Origin of the sequence: Nocardioides sp. NPDC087217 (genome assembly GCF_044744805.1) — a bacterium.
In the GTDB taxonomy this organism is placed as follows: Bacteria; Actinomycetota; Actinomycetes; order Propionibacteriales; family Nocardioidaceae; genus Nocardioides.
Map to the genome: position 1 here is coordinate 39,077 of NZ_JBIUZB010000014.1, position 24,574 is coordinate 63,650.

22 protein-coding genes are annotated in these 24,574 nt (G+C 69.8%); 10 read left to right on the forward strand and 12 right to left on the reverse strand.

The genetic code is table 11. The features are described from left to right. Positions 1-24: 24 nt before the first annotated feature. Entirely contained in the window at positions 25-447 is a 423-nt protein-coding gene (locus ACIO3S_RS29365) for a GNAT family N-acetyltransferase (RefSeq protein WP_400470412.1), read from the reverse strand. 48 nt (positions 448-495) lie between these two features. Between ACIO3S_RS29365 and ACIO3S_RS29370 the strand changes: the two genes are divergently transcribed. Next, complete coding sequence (locus ACIO3S_RS29370) at positions 496-864, forward strand: nuclear transport factor 2 family protein (protein WP_400470415.1); 369 nt, start codon at positions 496-498, stop codon at positions 862-864. A gap of 1 nt (position 865) precedes the next feature. Here the strand turns inward: ACIO3S_RS29370 and ACIO3S_RS29375 are convergent, their stop codons facing one another. Further along, on the reverse strand, positions 866-1,855 hold the full coding sequence (locus ACIO3S_RS29375; protein WP_400470418.1) for an endonuclease/exonuclease/phosphatase family protein: 990 nt from the start codon (positions 1,853-1,855) through the stop codon (positions 866-868). A 100-nt stretch (positions 1,856-1,955) separates the two neighbouring features. Here ACIO3S_RS29375 and ACIO3S_RS29380 point away from each other — a divergent pair, with 100 nt between their 5' ends. Then, positions 1,956-2,684: a TIGR03936 family radical SAM-associated protein gene (locus tag ACIO3S_RS29380; protein ID WP_400470421.1), complete on the forward strand. Its 729-nt coding sequence runs from the start codon at positions 1,956-1,958 to the stop codon at positions 2,682-2,684. Positions 2,685-2,708: 24 nt separating this feature from the next. After that, on the forward strand, positions 2,709-3,905 hold the full coding sequence (locus ACIO3S_RS29385; RefSeq protein WP_400470424.1) for a winged helix DNA-binding domain-containing protein: 1,197 nt from the start codon (positions 2,709-2,711) through the stop codon (positions 3,903-3,905). 26 nt (positions 3,906-3,931) lie between these two features. Here the strand turns inward: ACIO3S_RS29385 and ACIO3S_RS29390 are convergent, their stop codons facing one another. Further along, complete coding sequence (locus ACIO3S_RS29390; protein ID WP_400470427.1) at positions 3,932-4,657, reverse strand: hypothetical protein; 726 nt, start codon at positions 4,655-4,657, stop codon at positions 3,932-3,934. Beyond that, entirely contained in the window at positions 4,654-5,550 is an 897-nt protein-coding gene (locus ACIO3S_RS29395) for an ABC transporter ATP-binding protein (protein ID WP_400470430.1), read from the reverse strand. The genes ACIO3S_RS29390 and ACIO3S_RS29395 overlap by 4 nt, the downstream gene beginning before the upstream one ends. A gap of 479 nt (positions 5,551-6,029) precedes the next feature. Between ACIO3S_RS29395 and ACIO3S_RS29400 the strand changes: the two genes are divergently transcribed. Next, positions 6,030-9,590, forward strand: coding sequence for an Rne/Rng family ribonuclease (locus ACIO3S_RS29400; protein WP_400470434.1), 3,561 nt, complete (start codon positions 6,030-6,032; stop codon positions 9,588-9,590). Between the two features lie 98 nt (positions 9,591-9,688). On the opposite strand, the gene ACIO3S_RS29405 is transcribed toward ACIO3S_RS29400, so the two are convergent. The 6 genes from ACIO3S_RS29405 to ACIO3S_RS29430 all read right to left on the reverse strand — a co-directional run bounded on the left by ACIO3S_RS29405 (position 9,689) and on the right by ACIO3S_RS29430 (position 16,250). After that, positions 9,689-10,591 (reverse strand): DUF559 domain-containing protein, encoded by a 903-nt coding sequence (locus tag ACIO3S_RS29405; RefSeq protein ID WP_400470437.1) that lies wholly within the window; start codon positions 10,589-10,591, stop codon positions 9,689-9,691. A 126-nt stretch (positions 10,592-10,717) separates the two neighbouring features. Beyond that, positions 10,718-12,193, reverse strand: coding sequence for a mannitol dehydrogenase family protein (locus tag ACIO3S_RS29410; protein WP_400470440.1), 1,476 nt, complete (start codon positions 12,191-12,193; stop codon positions 10,718-10,720). After that, positions 12,190-13,026 (reverse strand): carbohydrate ABC transporter permease, encoded by an 837-nt coding sequence (locus ACIO3S_RS29415; RefSeq protein ID WP_400470443.1) that lies wholly within the window; start codon positions 13,024-13,026, stop codon positions 12,190-12,192. Before ACIO3S_RS29415 ends, ACIO3S_RS29410 begins: the two co-directional genes overlap by 4 nt. Then, positions 13,023-13,982, reverse strand: a complete 960-nt coding sequence (locus ACIO3S_RS29420) for a carbohydrate ABC transporter permease (protein ID WP_160024639.1) — start codon at positions 13,980-13,982, stop codon at positions 13,023-13,025. The genes ACIO3S_RS29415 and ACIO3S_RS29420 overlap by 4 nt, the downstream gene beginning before the upstream one ends. After that, the gene (locus ACIO3S_RS29425; RefSeq protein ID WP_400470447.1) at positions 13,982-15,358 is read right to left on the reverse strand and encodes an ABC transporter substrate-binding protein; all 1,377 of its coding nucleotides are present in this window, start codon (positions 15,356-15,358) and stop codon (positions 13,982-13,984) included. The genes ACIO3S_RS29420 and ACIO3S_RS29425 overlap by 1 nt, the downstream gene beginning before the upstream one ends. Before the next feature lie 109 nt (positions 15,359-15,467). Beyond that, positions 15,468-16,250 carry a DeoR/GlpR family DNA-binding transcription regulator gene (locus tag ACIO3S_RS29430; protein WP_350716332.1) on the reverse strand — a complete coding sequence of 261 codons (783 nt, stop codon included), beginning with the start codon at positions 16,248-16,250 and terminating at the stop codon, positions 15,468-15,470. Between the two features lie 298 nt (positions 16,251-16,548). On the opposite strand from ACIO3S_RS29430, the gene rplU reads away from it, so the two are divergent. Continuing rightward, entirely contained in the window at positions 16,549-16,851 is a 303-nt protein-coding gene (rplU, locus tag ACIO3S_RS29435; RefSeq protein WP_160024636.1) for a 50S ribosomal protein L21, read from the forward strand. Positions 16,852-16,887: 36 nt separating this feature from the next. Beyond that, a complete protein-coding gene (rpmA, locus tag ACIO3S_RS29440) occupies positions 16,888-17,145 on the forward strand; it encodes a 50S ribosomal protein L27 (protein ID WP_141803598.1) in 258 nt (85 codons plus the stop codon). Between the two features lie 66 nt (positions 17,146-17,211). Here the strand turns inward: rpmA and ACIO3S_RS29445 are convergent, their stop codons facing one another. Next, the gene (locus tag ACIO3S_RS29445) at positions 17,212-18,066 is read right to left on the reverse strand and encodes an LLM class flavin-dependent oxidoreductase (protein WP_400470452.1); all 855 of its coding nucleotides are present in this window, start codon (positions 18,064-18,066) and stop codon (positions 17,212-17,214) included. 81 nt (positions 18,067-18,147) lie between these two features. Here ACIO3S_RS29445 and obgE point away from each other — a divergent pair, with 81 nt between their 5' ends. From obgE to ACIO3S_RS29460, 3 genes are all read left to right on the forward strand, one after another. Continuing rightward, positions 18,148-19,701, forward strand: coding sequence for a GTPase ObgE (obgE, locus tag ACIO3S_RS29450; RefSeq protein ID WP_400470454.1), 1,554 nt, complete (start codon positions 18,148-18,150; stop codon positions 19,699-19,701). 97 nt (positions 19,702-19,798) lie between these two features. Further along, positions 19,799-20,911, forward strand: coding sequence for a glutamate 5-kinase (gene proB, locus ACIO3S_RS29455; protein ID WP_201451076.1), 1,113 nt, complete (start codon positions 19,799-19,801; stop codon positions 20,909-20,911). Next, positions 20,908-21,882, forward strand: a complete 975-nt coding sequence (locus ACIO3S_RS29460) for an endonuclease/exonuclease/phosphatase family protein (protein WP_400470456.1) — start codon at positions 20,908-20,910, stop codon at positions 21,880-21,882. The genes proB and ACIO3S_RS29460 overlap by 4 nt, the downstream gene beginning before the upstream one ends. A 12-nt stretch (positions 21,883-21,894) precedes the next feature. On the opposite strand, the gene ACIO3S_RS29465 is transcribed toward ACIO3S_RS29460, so the two are convergent. After that, entirely contained in the window at positions 21,895-22,434 is a 540-nt protein-coding gene (locus tag ACIO3S_RS29465) for a GNAT family N-acetyltransferase (RefSeq protein ID WP_400470459.1), read from the reverse strand. A gap of 449 nt (positions 22,435-22,883) precedes the next feature. Here ACIO3S_RS29465 and ACIO3S_RS29470 point away from each other — a divergent pair, with 449 nt between their 5' ends. Continuing rightward, on the forward strand, positions 22,884-24,155 hold the full coding sequence (locus ACIO3S_RS29470; RefSeq protein ID WP_400470461.1) for a DUF222 domain-containing protein: 1,272 nt from the start codon (positions 22,884-22,886) through the stop codon (positions 24,153-24,155). The last annotated feature ends 419 nt before the right edge of the window (positions 24,156-24,574 follow it).

Genomic DNA, 24,574 nt, shown 5'->3' on the forward strand with positions numbered 1-24,574 from the left:
CTTTGGCGACCGGTTACCCGCTGCTCAGCCGACCGGGCGGACCCAGCGGCGCCACTCGGCCTGTGACTCGTAGCCCGAGCTCTTCCACAGCGACTGTCCCAGGTCGTTGCCCTCGAGGACCATCGCGTCGATCCGGCCCGCGCCGAGCGCCACGAGGCGGGTCTCGGCGTGGTCCAGGAGACGGCGGGCCAGCCCCTGGCGGCGTACGTCGGGGTGGACCGCCAGCCGGTAGAGGTGGGCGCGCCAGCCGTCCCAGCCTGAGATCAACGAGCCGACGATGCGGCCCTCCTCGGTGACGGCGACCGTGCAGGCCTCCGGGTCGCGCGCGATCAGCGTCTCGACCTTCACCGCGGAGTCCGTCGGTCGCGAGTCGTTCTCCGCGGCCACCTCCCACAGCTCCAGAAGTGAGGGGACGTCAGCAACTACCGCTGGGCGCAACTCGATCACGGCGGGAAGTCTCCCACGCGCTCGCTCGACCACCGGTAGGTTGCCGCCATGTCGGACAACAGTGCACTTGGACGCAGATATCTCGAGCTCCTCGAGGCGCGGGACTGGGACGCCTGGACGGCGCTGCTGGCCACCGACGTCGTCTACGACATGCCGCAGACGCGCGAGCTGATCAAGGGGCGCGCGTCGTTCCTCGAGTTCAATCAGACCTACCCCGGAGAGTGGCACCTGACGCCGAAGGTGGTGATCGCCGACGACGAGCGCGCGGTGGTCAGGTTCGACTGGCGGATGGGCGACGAGTCGGGTGAGTCGCAGACGTTCCTCGAGATCGACGCCGGGCGGATCACACGTGTCACCGACTTCTGGCCGGAGGCGTACAACCCGCCCGAGCGGACCGTGTCGGTCGAGCGCTACTGACTCAGCAGTCCGCGGCGCCGCGCATGGCGAAGTCGATGCTGACCGCGTGGTGGTCGGAGAGGCCGGTGGGGGTGACGTTGCCGTCGCCGGCGGAGAGCCAGGAGTTGGGGAGCAGGTAGTCGACGCGGCCGCCGCCGTCGTGGCTGGCGCCGAGAGAGGCGCCGGCGTCGGACAGCGTGGCCAGTGCGGCGCCGAGGACGCTGGAGCCGTCGCCGGCGTTGAGGTCGCCGCCGAGAAGCTTGGCACCGTCGTAGGCGTTCACCTTGGCCATGACCGCACCGATCTGGGCCTGCCGCAGCGAGTCGGAGGTGTGGTCGAGGTGGGTGTTGAAGACGACAAGTCGCTGGCCCTCGACCATGATGTTGGCCCGGAGCACGCCACGCTGCTCCTTGCCGTCGCGGTTGGGCAGGTGGGTGTTGCCGGACTCCGCGATGGGGAAGCGCGACAGGATCGCGGTGCCGTAGCCACCGCGGTCGGTGATGTAGGCGTTGGCGCCGAAGACCGACTGCATGCCCAGGTGCGAGGCGATGATCGCCGGCTGGTCGACGTTGCCGGAGCGGCGTCGGTTCTGGTCGACCTCCTGGAGGAGTACGACGTCGGCGCCCGACGCCCGGATCACGCTCGCGATGCCGCCGAGCTCGCCGGGGGAGACCCGGCCGCCCTTGATGTTGAAGGTCATCACAGTCAGGTTGCGCGGGACCGCGCACGGGTCGATCTTCGGCTTCTTCGGCGCCTTGTCGATCGTCGGCGGTGCGTCGAGCGTCTTGAACTTCGGCAGCGGCTCCGACGACGCCGAGGCTGAGGCCGACGGGCTGGCCTCGGGATCGGCGCTCGGCGTGGAGGAGGCCTCGGCCGAGGCCTGCCTCGAGTCGCTCAGACGGGGCGCGAGGACGGTCAGGGCGGCGATGGCGCCGACCGTGAGGACCACCGCGAAGATCGGCAAAAGCTCCTTGAGGCGTACCGAGAACTTCCTGCTTCTGTGGTGGGTCACCGCGCGAGTCTCCCATTTTTGGTGCGCAAACCGTTACAGACCGTTCGCTTTCCATTCGCCGGATGGGTGATCGCGCCCCCGGACCGACATAATCGACCTCGTGCGTCAACAGCCCGAACAGCAGGCCCCGCCGGTCCAGCGCCTCCGCATCCGCTATGCCAAGCGCGGCCGGCTCCGGTTCACCAGCCACCGCGACTTCAGCCGCGCCTTCGAGCGCGCGGTCGCGCGGGCGCGGATCCCGGTGGCCTACTCCTCGGGCTTCAACCCGCACCCGCGGATCTCCTACGCCGGTGCGGCTCCGACGGGAGCGGCGAGCGAGGCCGAGTACGTCGAGCTGGGACTGCGCGAGACGGTCGACCCGGCCGCGACCAAGGCTGCCCTGGACGAGGTTATGCCCGACGGTCTCGACCTGATCGACGTCGTGGACACCGCCACCTCGCCCAAGGGTGCGCTGGCCGACCTGCTCACCGGCAGCGAGTGGATCATCGACCTGCCGACGGCACCGGAGGACGCCGCTGCGGCCGTCGAGGCGTTCCTCCGGGCCGACGAGGTCATCGTCTCCCGGATGACCAAGAAGGGTCTGCGCGAGTTCGATGCCCGAAGCGCGGTCGTACGCCTCAGCTCGGCGCCCCGCGAGCGTGGCTCCCGGCTGGAGCTCCTGCTCAAGCACGGCACCCCGACCGTACGTCCCGACGACGTCGTCACCGGTCTGGAGCGCGTCGGCGGTCTGAAGGTCGGCCCCGAGCACGGTGGACTGCCGCTCCTGACCCGGCTCAGCCAGGGAGTCTTCGACGAGGCTTCCGGCACGATCGGCGACCCGCTCCACTAACGTGCCCTGGGTGAGGCTGTGCCGATGAGAATGGTCACCGACCGTGAGCGACGGGCGAGACTGGCCCGCCGGCACGGACTCGCCCCCGCCCACAGGTACCCCGACGTCGCGGCCGCGACGCAGGCGATGACCGCCTGGCACGCGACCGAGGCCGCGACCGTCCATCTCGCTCTGCACGCGCGGGTCCACGACCTCGGCGTCGAGGACGTCGATCGGGCGCTCTACGAGGAGCGGTCGCTGGTCAAACAGCTGGCGATGCGGCGTACGCTCTTCGCCTTCCCGCGCGACCTGCTGCCGGCCGCGCTGGGGAGCGCCTCGGCCCGGGTGGCCGCCCAGGAGGAGAAGAACCTCCACAAGTGGCTGACTTCCGGCGGCATTCACGAGGACCAGGACGGCTGGATCGAGAAGGCGTACGCGGCGACGCTGGCCGCGCTTGCCGACGGAGAGCCACGGACCACGACGCAGCTGCGCGAGCTGGTCCCGGAGCTCGACGCGCGCTTCCGGATGGGCACGCCCGGCAAGAAGTGGGGCGGTGAGTTCGCGATCGGCCGCTGGGTGATCGGCACCCTCGCCGCGCAGGGCCGGCTGATGCGGGCGACCAACCTCGGTCACTGGCGGCTCAACAAGCCTGCCTGGACGCTGACCGAGTCGTGGCTCGACGAGGTGCCGGTCCCGCTCGCGTCTGCCGAGGGCTATGCGGAGCTCGTCCGCCGCTGGCTGTGGACCTTCGGTCCGGGCACCGAGGCCGACGTGGTCTGGTGGCTCGGGTCCACGAAGACGGCCGTACGGGCCGCGCTCGCCGCGGTCGGCGCCGCGGAGGTCGGGCTCGAGGGCGGTGGCACGGGATGGGTCCTTCCCGACGACCCGATCGCCACCTCGCCGGAGCCCGAGACCGAGCCCTGGGCCGCGCTGCTGCCCACCCTCGACCCCACCGTCATGGGATGGAAGGAGCGCGGGTTCTATCTGGACGCCGAAGATGTGGCGTACCTCTTCGATTCCAACGGCAACGCCGGCAACACCGCCTGGTGGGACGGCCGGATCGTCGGCTGCTGGGTTCAGGACGCGGACGCGATGGTGCGGGTGATCCTCCGCCACGACATCGGCGCCGCGGGCCGGGCGGCGCTGGAGGCCGAGGCGGAGCGGTTGACCGCCTGGCTGGACGGTGTGGTGATCACCAACGTGTACGCCTCGCGGCAGATGAAGGACGCGCGGCTCCCCTAAGGACGACCGCTTCGCACAGGAGAGCGTCAGACGTCGCGGCGGCGCAGCACCCAGGCGGAGCCGGCGACCAGCCCGACCGCCCAGATCAGGAGTACGCCGCCGAAGAGCCAGTCACCCTGGACGAGCGCGTACCCGGCCGGTGCCGGGGTGTAGTCGATCGCGGTCTCCAGCCATGACCAGCCGAACCGCTGGGCGAGCAGCCCGAGCAGCTCCGGCATCAGCAGCAGAAGGAAGAGCACGAAGGACAGCGCGCCGGCGGTGCGGCGGAACAGGCCGCCGAAACCGAGGCCGACGGTCGCGAGCAGTGCCAGGAATACGCCGAGCCGCAGGACGAGTGCGACGTCGTCGCCGGTGAGGTCGCCGAGCTCCCCGAGCCGGATCGCCGCGGCCAGCAGGCCGAGCCCGGCCACGGCCACCCCGGCCACCAGCACGCTCGCCGCCACGACCAGCGCCTTGGCGCTCAGCACCCGGGTCCGCGAAGGCGTACACGCGAAGGTGACGGTGATCGAGCGCGACGCGAACTCCGCGGTGATCGCGAGGATGCCGAAGGCCGCGGCGAGGAACTGGACGAAGTACTGCGTTGACCCGATCACCGACGCCGTGGAGGCGACGGCCGACGGGTCGCCGTCGTCGGCCTGGAGCAGCGAGGTCAGCAGCATGATCGCGGTTGCGCCGCCGAGGAACCAGAGCGAGGAGCGTACGGTCCGGATCTTGAGCCACTCCGAGCTCACGACCCGGGCGAGGGCACTCATGCGGCACCTCCGGCGGAGTACTCGACGGCATCCGCGGTCAGCTTCACGTAGGACTCCTCGAGGGTCGGTTCGACGGGTTCGAGCAGGTGCAGGAGCACCCCGGCGCGATGGGCGAGCGTGCCGACCTCCTCGGTGGTCAGCACCGCCACGGTCAGCTCGTTCTCGCCGTTCCAGGTCACCTCGTGACCGGCCAGCAGCTCGGCGAGCGGGCCGAGCTCGGGGCCGCGTACGCGGGTGCCGCTGGGGGAGAGGAACTCGCTCATCGGGGCGTCGGCGACCAGGCGCCCGCGGCCCAGGACGACGAGCCGGTCGGCGGTCTGCTCCATCTCGCTCATCAGATGGGAGGAGACGAAGACGGTGCGGCCCTCGGCGGCGAGGCCGCGCAGCAGCGTACGAATCCAGCGCACGCCGTCGGGATCGAGGCCGTTGACCGGCTCGTCGAGCATCAGCACCTTGGGATCGCCGAGGAGCGCGCCGGCGATGCCGAGGCGCTGGCTCATGCCCAGCGAGTACGTCCCGGCACGGCGGCGGCCGGCAGCGGTCATGCCGGTCAGCTCCAGGACCTCGTCGACGCGGCGGTCCTCGATGCCCTGGCTGCGAGCCATCGCGCGCAGGTGGTCCCGTCCCGAACGGCCCGGGTGGACCGCCTTGGCGTCCAGGAGCGCGCCGATGGTGTGCGCGGGACGGTCGAGGTCGGCGTACGCCTTGCCGCCGACGGTCGCAGTGCCCGACGTCGCGGCGTCGAGGCCGAGGATGAGACGCATCGTGGTCGACTTCCCGGCGCCGTTGGGGCCCAGGAAGCCGGTCACGGAGCCGGGCTCGAGATCGAGGGTGAGGTCGTCCACGGCGGTCTTGTCGCCGTACCTCTTGGTGAGGTTGCGCAGTTGGATCACGGGCCGAGCCTAGGCGCGCCGCCCGGTGCGCGAATCAGCCCGCGGGATGATCTGGCAGGTCCGTCCAGGGGCGTACGTCGTCCCGGATATCGATCTGTTGACAGGGTGTATGCGATACTCCGAGACGACTGCTCAAACAATCGGGCCCGCCCCGAGGAATGGACAGTCCGACGACGCCTCGCCGGCGTGGGTCCTCCGGGGCCGCACTCCGGCACACAGGAGGTAGGGCGTCACCAGACCGCGACGCAGGCCTAGCAGGTCAGTGAGAGCGACTCGCCCGGGAAGGTCCCGGACGGCCGAGCGACCGCGGCAGGTGACGAACCGCTGCCTGTGACGCACCGCTGCGGAGGATGCCGCCGCCCTGACAAGCTTTGCGCCGCGACGCGGCTGCTACGTGGAAAAGTTAGATACTGCGCAGCGCCCGTTTCCCGGCACCTGACTATCCGGCACCTGTGAAGGTCCTGGATGAGGAGAACGGCATGGCCGACGAGACCACTGTCGAGAACACCGAGAACGACGCTGAAACAGCGCAGGCTCCGGTGACCGACACCCCCACGACCGACGCGGAAGCGACCGGCGAGACCACCCCCGCGAAGAAGACCGCGGCGAAGAAGACCACGCGCAAGCGCACCACCAAGAAGGCCGCCGCGGCCCCGGCTGAGGCTCCCGAGGCCCCCGCCGACGAGACCGCCGAGGCCGCTGAGGCAGCCGAGGCCCCCGCCAAGAAGACGGCGGCGAAGAAGACGACCCGGAAGCGTACGACCAAGAAGGCTGCCGCTCCGGCTCCGGCCGAGGTCGAGACCACCGAGATCACCGAGGCCACCGCCACGCCGGAGGCCGAGACCTCCGAGACTCCCGAGACTCCCGCCGAGACCGTCGAGGCTCCGGCCAAGAAGACGGCGGCGAAGAAGACCGCCGCCAAGCGGACCACTGCGAAGAAGACGGCCGCCAAGAAGGCCGCCGCGCCCGTCGTCGGGCCCGTAGAGCCCGTCGAAACCCCCGCCGAGGAGGTCGCCGACGAGACTCTCGAGGAGACCGCCGAACAGGCCGGTCCGCCGGCCCCCGCGGTGCTGTTCCAGGCGCCGACCAAGACGACCACCCGCCGGCGTACGCGCAAGGTCGCCGAGCCGAAGCCCGCCGAGGAGCCGGTCGAGGCCGCTGTCGAGACGCCCGCCGAGGACGAGCCGCAGGCCACCGAGCCCGCCGTCGAGCCTGCCGCTGAGGTGGCGAAGGAGGAGGCCCCGACCCGGACGCGTAAGCGCGGTTCGCGCAACGCGGCGCCGGTCGAGGAGAAGGCCGCCGACGAGGAGCCCGAGGCGACCGAAACCGAGCCCGAGACCGAGTCTGAGACCGGCAACGAGTCCGACGAGAGCTCGGCCGACGACGGTGAGGGTGGCGGCAACGGCCGTCGTCGTCGCCGCCGTGGCGGCCGCCGCCGTCGCAAGGGTGCCAACGGCGACGCCGACGGCTCCGACGCGTCCGACACCGAGGACCGGTCCGAGGACTCCGACGAGAGCGACGACGCCGGCAAGGACACCGACGCCGAGCAGGGCGAGGGCAGCACCTCCTCGCGCCGTCGCCGTCGCCGCCGCCGGGCCGGCGAGGCCTCGGGCGACGCCGCCGCCGGGGACGACCCGGAGAACACCGTCACCAAGGTTCGCCAGAGCCGCACCGGTGACGACCAGATCACCGCGCTGGCGGGCTCGACCCGCCTGGAGGCCAAGAAGCAGCGCCGCCGCGAGGGCCGCGAGGCCGGTCGCCGTCGCGCCCCGATCGTGAGCGAGGCCGAGTTCCTGGCCCGCCGCGAGTCGGTCGAGCGCGTCATGGTGATCCGCGAGCGTGAGGACCTCACCCAGATCGCGGTGCTCGAGGACAAGGTGCTCGTGGAGCACTACGTCGCCCGCGAGAGCCAGACCAGCCTGATCGGCAACGTCTACCTCGGCCGCGTCCAGAACGTGCTGCCCTCCATGGAGGCCGCGTTCATCGACATCGGCAAGGGCCGCAACGCGGTGCTCTACGCCGGTGAGGTCAACTGGGCCTCGCTCGGCTGGAAGGAGGGCCAGCCCCGCAAGATCGAGTCGGTGCTGACCTCCGGCCAGAAGGTGCTCGTCCAGGTGACGAAGGACCCGATCGGCCACAAGGGCGCCCGCCTGACCTCGCAGATCTCGCTGGCCGGCCGCTTCCTGGTCTACGTGCCCGACGGCACCACCTCCGGCATCTCCCGCAAGCTGCCCGACACCGAGCGCAACCGCCTCAAGACCCTCCTGAAGGAGATCGTCCCCGACACGGCCGGCGTGATCGTACGCACCGCTGCCGAGGGCGCCGCCGAGGACGAGCTCACGCGTGACGTCGAGCGGCTCAAGGCGCGCTGGGAGGACATCGAGAAGAAGGCCAACGGCAACGCCCCGCAGCTGCTCTACGGCGAGCCCGACCTGACCCTCAAGGTCGTGCGCGACCTGTTCACCGAGGACTTCGCCAAGCTGGTCATCTCCGGCGACTCGTCGTGGGAGACCGTCAAGGACTACGTCCAGTCGGTGGCCCCCGACCTCGAGGAGCGGGTGGAGAAGTACGACGGCGAGGCCGACGCCTTCGCCGCGTACCGGATCGACGAGCAGATCGCGAAGGGCCTGGACCGCAAGGTGTGGCTGCCCTCGGGTGGCTCGCTGATCATCGACCGCACCGAGGCGATGACCGTCGTCGACGTCAACACCGGCAAGTTCACCGGCTCCGGGGGCAACCTGGAGGAGACGGTCACCAAGAACAACCTCGAGGCGGCCGAGGAGATCGTGCGCCAGCTCAGGCTGCGCGACATCGGCGGCATCATCGTCGTCGACTTCATCGACATGGTTCTCGAGTCCAACCGTGACCTGGTGCTTCGTCGCCTGGTCGAGTGCCTGGGCCGCGACCGGACCCGTCACCAGGTCGCCGAGGTCACCTCGCTGGGCCTGGTGCAGATGACCCGTAAGCGGATCGGCACCGGCCTGCTCGAGGCCTTCTCCGAGAACTGCGACGCCTGTGGCGGCCGTGGCCTCGTGATCCACGAGCACCCGGTCGAGGCCGGCAAGTCCTCCGGGGTCGCCCCCGACGAGCCGCGTTCGCGCCGTCGTGGCGGTCGCGGTGGCCGCGGCAAGGGCAAGGACGAGATCGGCACCGAGCACCGCGCCGAGCCCGTCGAGGAGTCCGCCAAGACGCCCACGCCCGCCGAGTTCGCCGCCATGGCCGGACAGAGCGACAGCGTGGAGAAGACGGACGAGCCGGCTGCCCAGGCCGTCGAGCCCGTCGAGACCCCCGCCGAGCCCGCCGAGGCCCCCAAGGTCACGACCCGTACGCGTTCGCGGCGGTCCAAGGCGTCGGCCCCGGTGGCCGAGTCGGTCGAGACCCCCGCGGAGTCCCCGGCGGCCGAGCCCGTCGAGACCGCGTCCGAGGAAGCGGTGGTCGAGGCTCCCAAGGTCACGACCCGCACCCGTTCGCGTCGGTCCAAGGCGTCGACCCCGGTGACCGAGCCGGTCGAGACGCCCGCCGAGGCCCCGGCCGCCGAGACTGCGGCCGAGCCGACGACTCCGGCCGAGCCGACGACCCCGGCCGAGCCGGAGGCCCCGAAGGTCACCACGCGTACGCGCACCCGCCGTGCCGCCACCACCGGCCGCCCGGTCCTGGCCGCCGTCGTCGGCAGCTCGCCCGCGTCGAAGCCGGCGCCGTCCGAGCCGGTCGCGTCCGAGCCGGTCGCCGAGGAGGAGCCCGCTCCCGTGGCCCCGGCCGTCGAGCCCGAGGCGACCGAGCCCGAGTCGAAGCCGGAGCCGATCGCGGCCGAGCCGGTTGCGGCCGAGCCGGTCGACTCCAAGCCCAAGGTGGTCACCCGGCAGCGCCGCGGCGCCCGCCGCGAGGTCGTGAGCACCGGCGAGGGCGCGGTGATGACCGCGACCAAGTCCGAGGCGCCGATCGTCAGCAACGGCACCGCCTCGACCCCCGCGCCGAAGGTCGTGACCCGCACCCGCGGCGGCGCGAGCCGAAACACCGCGCAGTCCGAGACGACCGAGTGACCGCCCGAAGGGCAGACGACAGCTGACGTACGCTCAGGAGCCCCGGCGACCGCACCAGCGGGAGCCGGGGCTTCGGCGTTGCCGCTGCGCCCTCCTCGTCAACGCGGGACGGCCCGACGACCACCGAGGCGTTCGACGACTCGCTCGGCCTGGCGACGTACGTAGTCCGGACGCTGCATGACGTCCTCCCAGACGAAGCGGAGGACGGTCCAGCCCCGCGCGACCAGATCGGTGTAGCGGCGGATGTCGCGCCGGAACGGTTCCTCGCCGGAGTGGTAGGCCCACGACTCGCACTCGATGAGAAGCCGCAGGCGGGCATCGACGAGGTCTCCGTACTGCTCTGCCCCGGCCTCGCTGAATCCCAGATCACCCTGGGGCGTGACCGAGAGCCCGGCGATCGGGAGCACGATCGCCCTCGTCGCCGATTCGAAGGCATTTGCTGCCCGCCGATCAGCGACGGCGATGACATCCAAGGCGCGCTGCCGCCCGGTGCGAGGCAAGGACTCGGCCTCGGCGACCAGGTCGTCGCGGGTGAGGCCGGTGACCAAGCCGTCTCGCAGCGCCGAGTCCGCGACGTACAGTGCCTGGTCGAACGGGAGCTGCCGGGCGCAGTCCACGACGGTCCGGGCACGTGAGGTGATCGCGCCCGGACCGATGGCGTCGCTGGGAAGATCGCGGCGACGTACGACCACACCTGATCGCGCCTTGCGCGAGCTGTTGCGCGGCACGGTCACCTCGATCTCGGTCGGCTCGTGCTTCAGCGACCAGCCCCACACACGTGCGGCGCTGAGCCCGGAGACGACCCCGCCGAGCGCGAGTGCCGCCGACTTGTCGTCGGCGAGCCCGGGAAGCGCCACCCGGGCGCCGGTGAGCACGACGAGCTTCCCGGCAGACAGGGCCGCGCCGAGTTCGTCGCGCAGTCCCAGGTCGAGCAGCTCCTTGCGGGTGGCGGCCCCGCCACGTACGCGGAGGACATCTGTCAGGTCGGGAGCGGCGCACACAGTTCACCTCAGCGGTCGACGTCTGGGCAGGTCAGCCGCCCGAGTGGGATCCAATCTGGTGCATCGAGGCACACGGTTCAACCTCATATCCCCGCCGACCTGCCCGGACCGTACGAACTGTGTGTGTCAGGTCTCCCAGGACTCGAGAGCCTTCCGCGCACCGACCGCGTGCAGGGACGCCAGCGCTTCGGCGTACGGCTCGGTGAACTCAGGGGAGTCGACGAGGTCGCCGAAGAGATCGGGGTCGCGGAGGAAGGCGAGCGGGTCCTCGCGCTGTGCGAGCGCGCGGGCCGTCACATCGGCCCGGCGCCGGTCGACGATATCGATAGGCGCGCCCTGCTCGTCGACCCCCTCGGCATACCGGGCCCAGGAGGCGACGACGAGCGCCGACCGACGCACCGAGCCGCCACGATCCAGCTGAGCGGTGATGACCGGCACGAGCCACTTGGGGATCCGGTCGGAGCTCTCCGCACAGAGTCGCGCCAGGGTGTCGCGGATGTAGGGGTTGGCGAAGCGGGAGATCAGTTCCTGCTGGTAGCCCGGCAGGTCCACCCCAGGCACCTGCGGCAGGGTCGGGGTGCCCTCGTGTGCCATGTAGCCGAGCAGGAAGTCGACGAACAGCGGGTCCGTGCAGACCTCGTGGGCGTAGCGGTATCCGGAGAGGTAGCCGAGGTAGCACAGCGCCTGGTGGCTGGCATTGAGGAGCCGCAGCTTCATCAGCTCGTACGGCTCCACATCGGGCACCATCTCGACCCCTGCCTGCTCGAACGGCGGCCGTCCCTGCGGGAAATGGTCCTCGAGCACCCACTGGGAGAACGGCTCGCTGACCACCGGCCACGCGTCCTGGATCCCGAACCGCCAGCCGACCTCCTCGACGTCGGCGTCGGTCGTGGCCGGGGTGATCCGGTCCACCATCGAGCTCGGGAAGGCCACCTCGGACCTGATCCAGTCGCCGAGATCCGGGTCGCGCAGGGAAGCGAATGCCGACAGCATCGCCCGGGCGACCTCTCCGTTGCCGGCGATGTTGTCGCACGACATCACCGTGAACGGCGCGATCCCCTCGGCCCGACGGCGCGCCAGCGCCTCCACGACGTAGCCGAACGCCGTCGAAGGCACAGCACCCGGCCGCAGGTCCGCCTGGATGGCGGGGTCGGAGGCGTCGAAGCCGCCGGTCGCCTGGTTGACGTGATAGCCGCCCTCGGTGATGGTCAGCGACACGATCCGGATCCGCGGGTCGGTGAGCAGCTCCAGTACGTCCGCGGGGGAGTCGGGGGCGAAGAGGTAGTCGATGATCGAGCCGATCACCCGGCCCCGCACGCCCCCGTCCGGCGCCCGCTCGACGAGCGTGTAGAGATGGTCCTGCGCGGCGAGAGCGTCCCGCATGCGTACGTCCTGGGGCATCAGCCCCACCCCGACGATGCCCCAGTCGCGGACGCCCGAGGCGAGCAGGTCGTCGACGTAGCGTGCCTGGTGGGCGCGGTGGAAGCCACCGACCCCGAGATGCACGATCCCGGGGGTGACGGCGGAGCGGTCGTAGGCGGGGACGGCGACGGCCGCAGACAGCTCGCCGAGCCGAGCCGACGTGAGTCGAGCGTGAGTCATTTGACCGCCCCGAGGGAGAGCCCCTGCACCAGCTTGTCCTGAGCTGCGAACCCGGCGATGAGCACGGGCAGCGAGATCAGCGTCGCCCCGGCGGCCAGCTCGGCGAGGTAGGCGTGCTCGGTCTGGATCAGCGTGTTCACGAAGACCGGACCCGTCTGCGCGGCGACCGACGTCAGCACCTTGGCGTAGAGCTGCTCGTTCCAGGCGAAGATGAAGCAGATCAGCGACGTGGCCGCGACCCCCGGCATCGAGATCGGCGCCACGATCCGGGTCAGGATCCGGAACGTCGAAGCGCCGTCGATCGAGGCCGCCTCGATGATCGCGGGCGGCACCTCGGCCAGGAACGAGCGCATCATCCAGACCGCGATCGGCAGGTTCATGGCGGTGTAGAGCAGGATCAGGATGACCACGTTGTCGGGCATCTTGATGACCTGGGTCGTGAACAGGTAGATCGGCAGGATCCCCGCGACCATCGGCAGCATCTTCGTCGACAGGAAGAAGAACATCGCGTCCGACCACTTCTTCACCGGCTTGATCGCCAGGGCGTACGCCGCCGGGATGGCCAGGGCGAGCACCAGCAGCGTCGAGATCACGCTGGTGATGACTGAGTTGATCAGCGCCGGGGTGATCGGGTTCGCGGAGGTGAACAGGCCGGTGTAGTTGTCCAGCGTCAGCGGGGCACCCCAGCTCGGCGGGTACGTCTGGGCGTCCTGCGGTGCGTGCAGCGAGGTCAGGACCATGTAGAGGATCGGGATCACGAAGATGATGCCGACCAGCCACGCTGCGATCGGGATGACGATCTTCGCCACCCGTTGCCGGTTCCAGGTTCTCATCGGCTTGCCTCCTCGTCGGTCAGCAGGGACGACACGACGCGGAGCGCGAAGGTCGCGATGATCAGTGAGCCGATGACCACGACGACGCCCAGCGCGGAGGCGACCCCGTAGTCCTTGGCCGAGTAGAACGTCTCGTAGACGGCGTACGGGATGTTGGTGGAGTTCAGCCCACCGGTCATGCCCAGGACCGAGTCGAAGTTCTGGACGATGAAGATCGTGCCGAGCACGATCGAGAGCTCGAGATAGCGGCGTACGTGGGGGAGCGTCATGTGCACGAACGTCTGCCATCCGTTGCAGCCGTCGATGCTCGCCGCCTCCAGCACCTCGGGGTCCTGCGACTGCAGGCCGGCGAGCAGGATCAGCATCATGAACGGCGTCCACTGCCAGATCAGCTCGATCTCGATGGCGAGCTTCGGATGGTCGGTGAGGAACGCGATGTCCTGGGCACCTGGCACCCCGAGCTGACCGAGCACACCGTCGACCAGACCGAACCCGGTCATCAGGATGCCGTTGCCCCAGAAGACCGCGGCCGCGATCGGCACGATCAGGAACGGCGCGATCATCATCGTGCGCACCAGACCGCGGCCGATGAAGGCGTGGTTGAGGAGCAGCGCGATCCCGAGGGCGAGCACGGCGCTGACCCCGACGACGACCACGGTCATCTCGATCGTGTTCAGGACGGCCGTACGGTAGGCCGGCGTCGTGAACACGGTCTTGAAGTTGTCGAAGCCTGCGAAGCTGCGCTCCGGGGCGTCGGGCTGGGCGCTCCAGTTCATGAACGACATCACCAGCGTCGCCACGAACGGCAGCTGCGTCACCACGATCAGGAAGATCAGGGCGGGCAGCAGCGGCGCGCGCAGCTTCCACGACTCCCGCCCCCATTTCCGGTACGCCGCGGGCGGCCGAGTCGCCGTCGGCTCGGTCGTTTCGGGGAGTGGTGCGGTCACGGTGGCCATCACTGCTTCTCCTTCTGGACGTCGCCGTACGCCTGGGCGAGCGACTGACAGCGGTCGAGTGCCGCGTCGGTGGTCTTCGAGCCCGAGATGGCGCTGCTGAGCTGCTTGGCGCACTCGGTGCCGAAGTCGGTGAAGCTCGGAACCCCGACGAACTGGATGCCGTTGTAGGGCCGCTTCTGGACGCCGGGGTTGTCGGCCTGGGCGTTCTTGATCGCGTTCATGGTCGGGGTCGCGAAGGAGCCGGCCACCTCGAGGTACTCGGGGTCCTCATAGGTCGAGGCCCGCTTGCCCGCGGGGACGTTGGTCGGCCCGCCGGTGTCGTTCTCGGTATCGGCCATCACCAGCTGCTCGTACTCCTTGCTGGAGGCCCAGGCGACGAACTTCTTGGCGTCCTCCTGGTGCCGCGACGCCTTCTGGATCGCCCATGCCCAGGTGTAGAGCCAGCCGGCGTTCTCGGTCTGGTCGTGCGGGGCGGCGACGTAGCCGACCTTGCCCTTGACCGGTGACTCCTCGGCCTCCAGCGACCCGGCACCTGAGGTGGCGTCGTACCACATCGCGACCTTGCCCTGCTGCATGGCGTTGAGGCACTGCGGGAAGCTGAAGGTCGCGGCGCCGGCCTCGCCGTGCTCGCGGACGAGGTCGACGTAGAAGTTGGCCGCCTTCTTGAAGCCGCCCTTGTTGACCTGGGCGTTCCAGTCCTCGTCGAACCAGGTGCCGCCCATGGTGTTGACCACCGTCGTGATCGAGGCGAGGTTGTCGCCCCAGCCGGCCAGGCCACGCAGGCAGATGCCGCGCATGTCGGCCTCGGCCTCGTCGATCTGGGCGGCGAAGCCGGCGACCTGCTCCCAGGTCGGGTTCGACGGCATCTCGATGCCGTGCTTCTGGAACAGGTCCTTGCGGTACATCAGGAACGAGGACTCGCCGTAGAACGGCTGGCCGTAGACCTTGCCGTTGGCCGAGAGCGCCTCGGTCATCGGCGGCAGGATGTCGTCCTGGTCGAACTCGGGGTCGTTCGCGATGCTCTCCATGTCCGAGATCCAGCCGGCCTCGGCGTAGTAGGGGATCTCGAAGTTGGACAGCGTCGCCACGTCATAGATCCCGGACTGGTTGGCGAACTCGGTGCTCGCGGTGTCGCGCATGTCCTGCTCGACCTTGACCACGAAGTTCACCTCGATCCCGGTCTCCTTCGTGAAGTGCTCCGCGGTGAGCTCCTGGAGCTCGAGCATCTGGGGGTTGTTGACCATCAGCACCGTGATGCTGTGCTCGCCCGCGCTCGTCCCGCCGGCGCCCAGGCCGCCGGTGCCGCATGCCGTCAACAACACGGTGGTCAATGAGAGCGCTGTCAGCGCTGCGGAGGTCCGTCTCCGTACCCGCATCGATCTGCCTCCTCGCAGTGTGACTGTCGTCACGGACCACGATGGCGTAATTCTCGCCGGACCCCCTAGCCCGGTCGCTGCGCCCGAAGCGCCCGGTTGCCGCCCGATCTCAGGCCCGGATGACCCGGGGTCCGAGTGCCGAGAAACGGCGGGCCTCGGAGGCCGGCAGCTCGGTGCCGGTGATGAGCAGCTCGAAGTCGCGTACGCCGGCGAATCGGCACAGGCTGGAGGCCCCGAACTTGGTGTGGGCGCCGAAGAAGATCCGCCGCCTGGAGCGTTCGATGGCGGTGCGCTTGACCGCGGCGACGGAGGGGTCCTGGGTGGTCAGACCCTGTTCGCGGGAGATCCCGTTGGCGCCGATGTAGGCCAGGTCGATCACCAGATCGGCGAGCATCCGGGTCGCCCACTGGTCCACGACGCCCCGGGTGATGGTGCGGACCCGGCCGCCCAGGATGATCACGGTGAGGTCCGGATCGGCGGAGAGACGAGTGGCCACCGGGAGCGAGGGGGTGATGATCGTCGCGGGCCCCTGGCCGAGCAGCTCCTCGGCGAGGAACTGCGGCATCGTGCCCTCGTCGATGTAGATCGTCTCCGCGCCGTGCCGGTGCTGGAGGGCGGCCCGGGCGATCCGGTGCTTCTCGTCGACGTCGCGGCCCGCGCGGAACTCGAGCGAGGTCTCGAAGCTGCCGCTCTCCAGGGCGACCGCGCCACCGTAGACCCGCTCCACGACGCCGCGGTCGGCGAGCACCTTGAGGTCGCGCCGGATCGTCTCGACGCTCACCCCGAGATCGGGCGCGAGATCGGTCACCGACACCCGGCCGGTCGTGCGTGCGCGCGCCAGGATCTCCTCCTGCCGGGCCTGGTTCGCGAGCGACGGTTCGGTCGACGTCATGGGCGCCATCATGCCCGGAATCGTGCCCGGTTCGTAGGGGTTGAGGCTGAATCGGGCGCCCGGTTGGTGCGATCGGGGCCCTCTGGGGCACCATGTCGCAGGCACCCACGGCGACGGTGTCGGGTCGACGGTGCCGCGGCGTTTTGCGGCTACCTCGTCGCGTACGTAAGATTGAATCTCGGCGTGCGCAGTGCGCCGTTCCTGCAGGCATCTGCTGGCACCTATCGCTTCGGGGTCCGGTCTGCCTTGCCGCGGGTCGACACAAGACTTTGAGTTCGGAGCAATGAAGGAGACCGCGGTGTACGCGATCGTGAAGGCTGGCAGCAAGCAGCAGAAGGTCGTTGTCGGCGACGTCATCGAGATCGACCGCCTCGACGGTGAGAACGGCTCGGCCGTCTCGCTGCCCGTGGTCCTCCTGGTCGACGGCGAGAACGTGACCTCGACCGGCCTCGACAAGGCTTCGGTTGCTGCTGAGATCGTCGGTGCCTCCAAGGGCCCGAAGATCATCATCCAGAAGTACAAGAACAAGACCGGCTACAAGAAGCGCCAGGGTCACCGTCAGAAGTACACCCAGGTCAAGGTCACCGCGATCAACGCCTGATTCCGGCGTTCTAGAGACACTTAAAGGACTGAGAAGATGGCACACAAGAAGGGTGCGGCAAGCACCAAGAACGGTCGCGACTCCAACGCACAGCGCCTCGGCGTGAAGCGCTTCGGCGGCCAGGTCGTCAGCGCCGGCGAGATCATCGTCCGCCAGCGTGGCACCCACTTCCACCCCGGCACCAACGTCGGCCGTGGCGGCGACGACACCCTGTTCGCCCTGCAGCCGGGCGCGGTCGAGTTCGGCAAGCGCCGCGGCCGCCGCGTGATCAACATCGTTCCGGCTGACGCCTGATTCGATAGCACTTCTGCGAAAGGGCGCTCCCCGCTGGGGGAGCGCCCTTTCGGGTTTTAGTTTGTCTCAGAGCTCCGTCGCGCGCTGTGCGATCGCCTCGAAGGTGTCCCACGGGACCTCCCAGCGGGTCCCGGCACGCGGCCAGTGGATGGCGATGTCGGTGATCCCGATCTCGGCGTAGGAGCCGGCGAGGTCCTCGAACGCGTCGGCCGACTCGGTCCACGGCTCGTCGGTGAAGCCGGACATGAAGAGCTTCGGCATCGCGTCGTAGTCCCGCCCGGCCTTCTCGCAGGCGGTACGGAGCATGTCGAGCCGCTGGGTGACGTACGCCTTCGGGTCGTCGCTCTGCGGATTGGCGATCCACCCGTCGCCGACCTCGGCCGCGAGCCGGATCCCGCGCGGGCCGTTGCCGGCCAGCCACAGCGGGGTGCGAGGCTGCTGCACCTGACCGGGAGAGACGGTCACCTCGTGGGTCTGCCAGTGCTCGCCGTCGATCGTCACCGGCGAGTCGCGCAGGAGCTGGTCGACGGTGCGGGTCCACTCCGCGAACCGGTCGGCGCGCTCGCGAGGCGTGAACTCCCGCCCGAGCACGTCCCCGTCGGAGGTGTGGTCGTCGCCGCCCGCGCCGATGCCGATCGTCACGCGCCCACCGGAGATCCGGTCGAGGCTGCGGATCGCGGCGGCGGTCGGGATCGGCGTACGGAAGTTCGGGGTGGTCACCAGTGTGCCCAGCCGGATCGTGGAGGTGAGGGCGGCCGCGGCCGCCATCGACGTGAACGCCTCCTCCCACGGGCTGTGCCCGCGCCAGGCCAGGTGGTCATAGACCCACGCCGTCTCGAACCCGAGCTGCTCGGCCTGGACCCAACGCTCACCCATCGCCGGCCAGTCCTCGATCGGCCACATCACAGTTCCTATGCGCATGGCGTCAAACCTACCTAGGCAGACGCGGGAGGGCGGATCGCGGATAGCAACTGTAGAGCGTGCCGTCGGTAGGCTGGAGCCATGGCTGTACCCACCTTCGTCGACCGCGTCACCCTCCACGTCGAGGCCGGTCGCGGCGGACACGGGGTGGCGTCGGTTCACCGCGAGAAGTTCAAGCCGCTCGGCGGTCCCGACGGCGGCAACGGCGGCCCGGGCGGATCGATCATCCTCCGCGTCGACCCCGACGTGACCACCCTGATCGACTACCACCACAGTCCCAAGCGCAAGGCCCCCAACGGCGGCCAGGGCGCCGGTGACCACAAGAACGGCGCCCACGGCGAGGACATGGTGCTTCCGGTCCCCGACGGCACCGTGGTGACCGACATGAACGGCAACGTCCTGGCCGACCTGGTGGGCCCGGGCTCCGAGCTGGTCATCGCCGAGGGCGGCCGTGGCGGGCTCGGCAACGCGGCACTGGCCTCCTCCAAGCGCAAGGCTCCGGGCTTCGCGCTCCTCGGCGAGCCGGGCGAGGCGCGAGAGATCGGGCTGGAGCTCAAGGTCGTCGCCGACATCGGCCTCGTCGGGTTCCCGAGCGCCGGCAAGTCGTCGTTGATCGCGGCGATCTCGCGCGCCCGGCCGAAGATCGCCGACTACCCGTTCACGACCCTGGTGCCCAACCTCGGTGTCGTGAAGGGCGGCGAGATCACCTTCACCGTCGCCGACGTACCGGGCCTGATCGAGGGTGCCGCCGACGGTCGCGGCCTCGGTCACGAGTTCCTGCGCCACATCGAGCGCTGTGCCGCGCTCGTCCACGTCATCGACACCGCGAGCATCGAGCCGGGCCGCAACCCGATCGACGACCTCGACGTCATCGAGAACGAGCTTTCCCGCCACGGCGGCCTCGAGGACCGGCCCCGGCTGGTCGCGTTGAACAAGGTCGACGTCCCCGACGGTCGCGAGATCGCCGAGATGACCATCGGCGAGTTCGAGAAGCGCGGGATGAAGGTCTTCGAGATCTCCGCGGCTTCCGGTGAGGGCACCCAGCAGCTGATCTACGCGATGGCCGAGCTGGTGGCCGCCTCCCGCAAGGACGTCCCGGTGGTTCCGCCGACCCGGATCGTGCTGCGCCCCGAGGGCGCCGAGGGCAAGAACGGCTTCACGGTCAAGGTGTCGAAGAACGGCGAATACCTCGTCCGTGGCCCGCAGCCCGAGCGCTGGGTGCGCCAGACCGACTTCGAGAACGAGGAGGCCGTGGGCTACCTCGCCGACCGCCTCAACCGGCTCGGCGTCGAGATGCGCCTGGTCGAGCTCGGGGCCCAGGAGGGCGACACCGTCATCATCGGCGACCCGGCCAACGCGGTCGTCTTCGACTTCCGCCCCTCGATCGAGACCGGTGCCGAGATGCTCGGCCGCCGTGGTGAGGACCAGCGCTTCTACGAGGAGCGCCCCGCTGCCGCCCGCCGGCGCGAGATCGACGCCGGGATGGAGACCAAGGAAGAGTACGAAGCCCGCGCCGACGTCGCCCGCCGGCTGCGCGACGGGGCCGGCCCGGTGGCGTACGAGATCGGCGGGGAGGACGACCCGGACCGCGACTGGGCCGAGAACGACCCGTCGTCGGCGGAGTCGGAGCGGTAGCGCGCGCTCGACCAGCGGAAACGTGCGGTTCGACCGGCGCGAGCGCCGGTAGGATCCGGCGCAGCGAAGTGTGAAGGCTGACGTACGAGGGGGATCGGTGCAGCGCGAGGTCGTGACCGGGGCACGCCGGGTGGTGGTCAAGGTCGGGTCGTCGTCGCTGACCACGGCTGCGGGAGGCATCGACCCGGCCCGGGTCAGCGCGCTGGTGGACGTACTCGCCAAGACCCGCGCCACCGGGGCGGAGGTCGTGCTGGTCTCCTCGGGTGCGATCGCGGCCGGTCTGTCGCCGTTGGGGCTGGCCAAGCGACCGCGGGCGCTGGCCAAGCAGCAGGCGGCGGCGAGCGTGGGGCAGGGGCTGCTCGTTCACCGCTACACCGACGAGCTCGCCCGGCACGGCATCATCGCAGGTCAGGTGCTGCTCACAGTCGATGACCTGAACCGGCGGGCCCACTATCGCAATGCCGACGCGACGCTGTCGAAGCTGCTCGACCTGGGTGTGCTCCCGATCGTCAACGAGAACGACACCGTGGCCACCTCCGAGATCCGGTTTGGCGACAACGACCGGCTCGCGGCGCTGGTGGCCCACCTGGTCAAGGCCGACCTGCTGGTGCTGCTCAGCGACGTCGACGCGCTCTACGACGCGCCGCCGTCCCAGCCCGGCTCGCAGCGGATCGACGAGGTCGCCTCACTGGCCGATCTCGACGGCGTGACCATCGGCAAGGCCGGCGCCGCCGGAGTCGGCACCGGGGGGATGGTGACCAAGCTGGAGGCCGCCCGGATCGCTGTCGACGACGGTGTCCCGGTCGTGCTGACCTCGGCCGCTCAGGCAGAGGCCGCGCTCGCGGGCGAGCCGGTCGGCACCCTGTTCCATGCCGTCGGCAAGCGGCGCCCGGCGCGGCTGCTGTGGCTTCAGCACGCCACCGAGCCGGTCGGCTCGATCACCGTCGACGCGGGCGCGGTCGCCGCGATCAGTCGCCGTGGTGCCTCGTTGCTCGCCGCAGGGGTCACCGGCTCCTCCGGCGCGTTCCACGCAGGTGACCCGGTCGACGTCGTCGACCCGTCGGGCGTGGCCGTCGCGCGCGGCCTGGTGAACTACGACGCCGACGAGATCCCGCGGCTGGCCGGACGTTCCTCCGGCTATCTCGAGGCCAATCTCGGGGCTGCGTACGCTCGGGAGGTCATCCACCGCGACGACCTGGTCGTGCTATGAGCCGAGCTCGGTGGGTGCCGCTGGCGCTGGCGTGGGGCGTGCTCGTCCTCTGTGGCCTGCCTGCGCTGGCGATCACGTTCTCCCGGGCACTGGCGAGCACGGATCTGCGGGCGGTGCGTCTGGCCGCGTTCGCGCCCTTCGGCGTCGGGATGTACGCCCTGTGCCTGGTCGCGATCCTGATCCTGGTCTGGCTGGCCACCGGCCCCGGGCGGATCCGGCTCGCGGTCGTCGCCGGGGTCGTCGCGCTGCTGTTGGCGGTGCACGTGGCCTGGCAGGCGCCGCTCCATGCGGGGTCCCGCGCGACCAGCGCCGGTGAGCCGTTGACCGTGATGACGACCAACCTTCTCGAGGGCAAGGGCGACACCGACGTCGTGGTCGAGACGGTGCGCGCGCACAAGGTCAACGTGCTCGCCATCCAGGAGATCACCCCGGAGGCGTTCGCGAAGCTGTCGAGGACGCTGCGCGACCAGCTGCCCTACTGGATCGGCGAGGCCGCCCCCGGCACCGCGGGCACGATGATCTTCGCCGACCAGCCGATCACCAAGTCGCGCCGGATCGCGACGGAGATGGGGTCGTGGGTCGCCGACGTGGGGGAGTGGCGGGTCGTCGTCGCGCATCCGGCGCCGCCCACGCTCGCATCCTGGCCGGCCGAGCAGGAGCTGATGATCGAGGAGACGGCCGCGGAGAAGCCCGACCTCGTCCTGGGCGACCTGAACGCCTCGCTCGACCACCACACGGTCCGGCGGCTGCTCGACGACGCAGACCTGCAGGACGCCGCCCGGGCCAGCAACGCCGGATGGCAGCCCACCTGGCCGACCGAGGGGTTCGCCGGCGTACCCCTTCCGCCGTCGACCGCGATCGACCACGTCCTGATCGGGGATGACCTGGTCGCGCTGGCGACGGAGACGGTCGAGGTGCCAGGCTCCGACCACCTGGCATTGGTCGCCTACCTCGGAACTCCCGAGGAGTGAGGCTCCGCCGGGCTAGCTGCTCTTGAGCACCCCGAACCACTGCTCGGCACCGAAGCCCAGGAACCGCTCCACCTCGACGAATCCCAGCCTGCGGGCCAGGCGCAGGGAGCGCTCGTTGGCGACCTGGGTGGTGAGCACGACCGGCTCGCCTGGGAGCGTCTTCTCGATCCAGCCGAGCGCGGCTCTGGTCGCTTCGGTCGCGATGCCCGCGCCCCACGATGTTGGAAGAAGCTCATAGCCGAGCTCGACCTCGTCGCCCTCCTCGCGTACGTGGTGCGCCCACGCCCGATCGCGGCGCTGGATCGTGATCCTGCCGATGAACTCGCCCGCGTGCTCGACGGCGAAGATTCCGGGCCTGGTGTTCGGATCCTCCGGGATCAGCTCTTCCAGCTCTTCTCGGGTGTGCTGCGGGCCGCCGAGGTACGCCTGCACGGTCTCGTCCGAGAGAAGCTCTGCAAGTCCTGGTCTGTCCTCGGGCTTGGTGTGTCGGAGGATCAGGCGCTCGGTGTGGATCGGGGCTGGGGGCCAGGGGACGTCGCCCAGGGGTTTCATGCCTTTGGACCGTAGCTGGGTTCGGGGTTGGGCAGGGGCTTTTGGGTGTACGTGGGTGGTTCTGGTTTGTCGGGTGCTGTTTCTCGGGGTTGGGGTGGGCCGCCGACCCGTTCTTGGAGGGTCTTCTCGATCTGGTCCGGCGTCAAGGACGCCCTTCGGGCGCCGGCTTCGCCGGCCGCCTTCGGCGGTCCTGGACTCCGGACCAGATCGAGAAAAGATTTGGCTGGCTATCGGGGCGGCGGCCCGGGTGTGGCGCAGCGGAATCTTGCCTGGGACAGGTGAGGTTGATGGGGCGCGAGGGTGGCCCTTCGGGCCACTTACCATCCACAGATACGAGGTCGTTCGCTCACCGCGAAAACATCGGTTGACCAGGGAAAATAGATGGCCAAGCAAGCGTACGTGGCATAGAATCGGACCCATCACAGCACACCTCTGAGAGAGGAACGGCGATGAGTCTCGGCCGCGACATTGACCACTGGGGCACCAACCCCGGCGATGCGATCGACGCTGCCCTGCAGGCCATCGAAACCGCCCTCCAAGAACTCCTCGCCACCGATCCCGCCTACTGGCGCGCGAGCCAGAAGAAGGACCTGCTGGCACGGTTGGAGAAACTCCAAGCCCAACAAGCGGCGTTGAAGCTGCGGGTGCTAGCTACGGCCGGTGACATCGCCGAGGAGACCGGTGCGAAAGACGCCTCCGGGTGGATGCGGACCGAACTCCTCGTCGACAAGGGCGTAGCTCGCTCGCAGGTGAAACTCGCGGCGGCGGTGAGCAAGTACGAGCTTGTTGCTGATGGTCTGGCCGAGGGTGTGGTGTCGCAGGACAAGGCGCGGGTGATCACCCAGGCGCTCGACAAGATCGAGGCCGACCCCGCCGCCAGCGCCGAGGACCTGGCCCTGGCCGAGAAGCTCCTGGTCGATTACGCGACCCGGTTGACGGCGAACGAGTTGAAGATCGTCGGACGCCGGATCCTGGCCGAGATCGACCCGGAACGATTCGAGCAGGCCGAGGCCAAAGCGCTGCAGCGAGAAGAGGAGCACGCCCAGCGGCGTACCTTCTTCCAGTCTCGTGACAACGGCGACGGCACCATCGACATCCAGGCGCGGGTCTCCCGTGCGGTCGGGATGCGGCTCCGCACATTGTTGGACTCCCTGGCCCAGCCGAGGAAGCTCTCGGCCGAGGACAAGGGCCGCAAGGCGCCCTATGACCGGCTGCTGGGTCAGGCGTTCGCCCGGGTGGTCGAGACCTACGACGTCGACCAGTTGCCCCGCCACGGTGGGCATGCGACCACGATGTTCATCACCATGAGCGTCGAGGACCTTCGCAAGGATCTCGGCACCGCGGCCCTAGGTTTCGACGGGGAGAGGATCACCGCCGCCGAGGCCCGTCGGATGGCCTGCAACGCAGACCTCGTTCCGGTGGTGCTTGGCACCGACTCCGAAGTGCTGGATCTCGGTCGTACCGCCCGGTTGGCGTATCCGGTCCAACACCGAGCGCTCCGGTTACGCGACAAGTGTTGCCAAGCCGAAGACTGTGACGCGCCAGCGGCCTGGACCGAGGCCCATCACCTGAAACCGTGGGCCGAAGGCGGACGAACCGATCTGGCCAACATGGTCTTGCTCTGCCCCAGCGACCATCGCCGGATCCACGAACCCAACTACGCCTATGAGCGGCTCCCGGATGGGCGGATCCGGTTCACCAGGCGCACCCGAACCAGCTGATCGAGGCAGGGTCGGCCGGCATCGCCGTGCCCGTGCTCATCCGAGCCCACGATGGGCGGTCGCTGATCTGCGTCCTCACACCGCCTTGTCGTGCCATTCCTGCCGGGTGGCTAACCTGCCGATGCTCCGCGCCGGGCAGTGCTGATCCGGACGGCGCTGCAGTTGGCGGTGCTGCCAGTCCGCGGCGCATCAATCGCCACCTGATGACCCTGCCCAACCGTCGAGGCGACTGCCTGAAACGGGCATGGCCGGTAGCCCAGCTGAGGCAGCAGCGTCCGCTCTGCCGCGGCCGTCGCCCCGTGTTCCTGGCTACCTTGTGAAGCGGGCGGAATCAATCGGTCGAGGCAACGCTGAGTGAGGGAGTGTTGTCATGCCGAAGGTGTTTGCGGCTGAGGTCCGAATCCGGGTGGTGGATCTGA

Coding starts and splice junctions, on each gene's coding strand:
- ACIO3S_RS29430 (WP_350716332.1), bottom strand. CDS start 16,250: ATGACGTCGACCGAACCGTCGCTCGCGAACCAGGCCCGGCAGGAGGAG.
- ACIO3S_RS29460 (WP_400470456.1), top strand. CDS start 20,908: ATGAGCCGAGCTCGGTGGGTGCCGCTGGCGCTGGCGTGGGGCGTGCTC.
- ACIO3S_RS29465 (WP_400470459.1), bottom strand. CDS start 22,434: ATGAAACCCCTGGGCGACGTCCCCTGGCCCCCAGCCCCGATCCACACC.
- obgE (WP_400470454.1), top strand. CDS start 18,148: ATGGCTGTACCCACCTTCGTCGACCGCGTCACCCTCCACGTCGAGGCC.
- ACIO3S_RS29390 (WP_400470427.1), bottom strand. CDS start 4,657: ATGAGTGCCCTCGCCCGGGTCGTGAGCTCGGAGTGGCTCAAGATCCGG.
- ACIO3S_RS29370 (WP_400470415.1), top strand. CDS start 496: ATGTCGGACAACAGTGCACTTGGACGCAGATATCTCGAGCTCCTCGAG.
- ACIO3S_RS29425 (WP_400470447.1), bottom strand. CDS start 15,358: ATGCGGGTACGGAGACGGACCTCCGCAGCGCTGACAGCGCTCTCATTG.
- ACIO3S_RS29415 (WP_400470443.1), bottom strand. CDS start 13,026: ATGAGAACCTGGAACCGGCAACGGGTGGCGAAGATCGTCATCCCGATC.
- ACIO3S_RS29400 (WP_400470434.1), top strand. CDS start 6,030: ATGGCCGACGAGACCACTGTCGAGAACACCGAGAACGACGCTGAAACA.
- ACIO3S_RS29420 (WP_160024639.1), bottom strand. CDS start 13,982: ATGGCCACCGTGACCGCACCACTCCCCGAAACGACCGAGCCGACGGCG.
- ACIO3S_RS29385 (WP_400470424.1), top strand. CDS start 2,709: ATGAGAATGGTCACCGACCGTGAGCGACGGGCGAGACTGGCCCGCCGG.
- rpmA (WP_141803598.1), top strand. CDS start 16,888: ATGGCACACAAGAAGGGTGCGGCAAGCACCAAGAACGGTCGCGACTCC.
- ACIO3S_RS29470 (WP_400470461.1), top strand. CDS start 22,884: ATGAGTCTCGGCCGCGACATTGACCACTGGGGCACCAACCCCGGCGAT.
- ACIO3S_RS29410 (WP_400470440.1), bottom strand. CDS start 12,193: ATGACTCACGCTCGACTCACGTCGGCTCGGCTCGGCGAGCTGTCTGCG.
- ACIO3S_RS29445 (WP_400470452.1), bottom strand. CDS start 18,066: ATGCGCATAGGAACTGTGATGTGGCCGATCGAGGACTGGCCGGCGATG.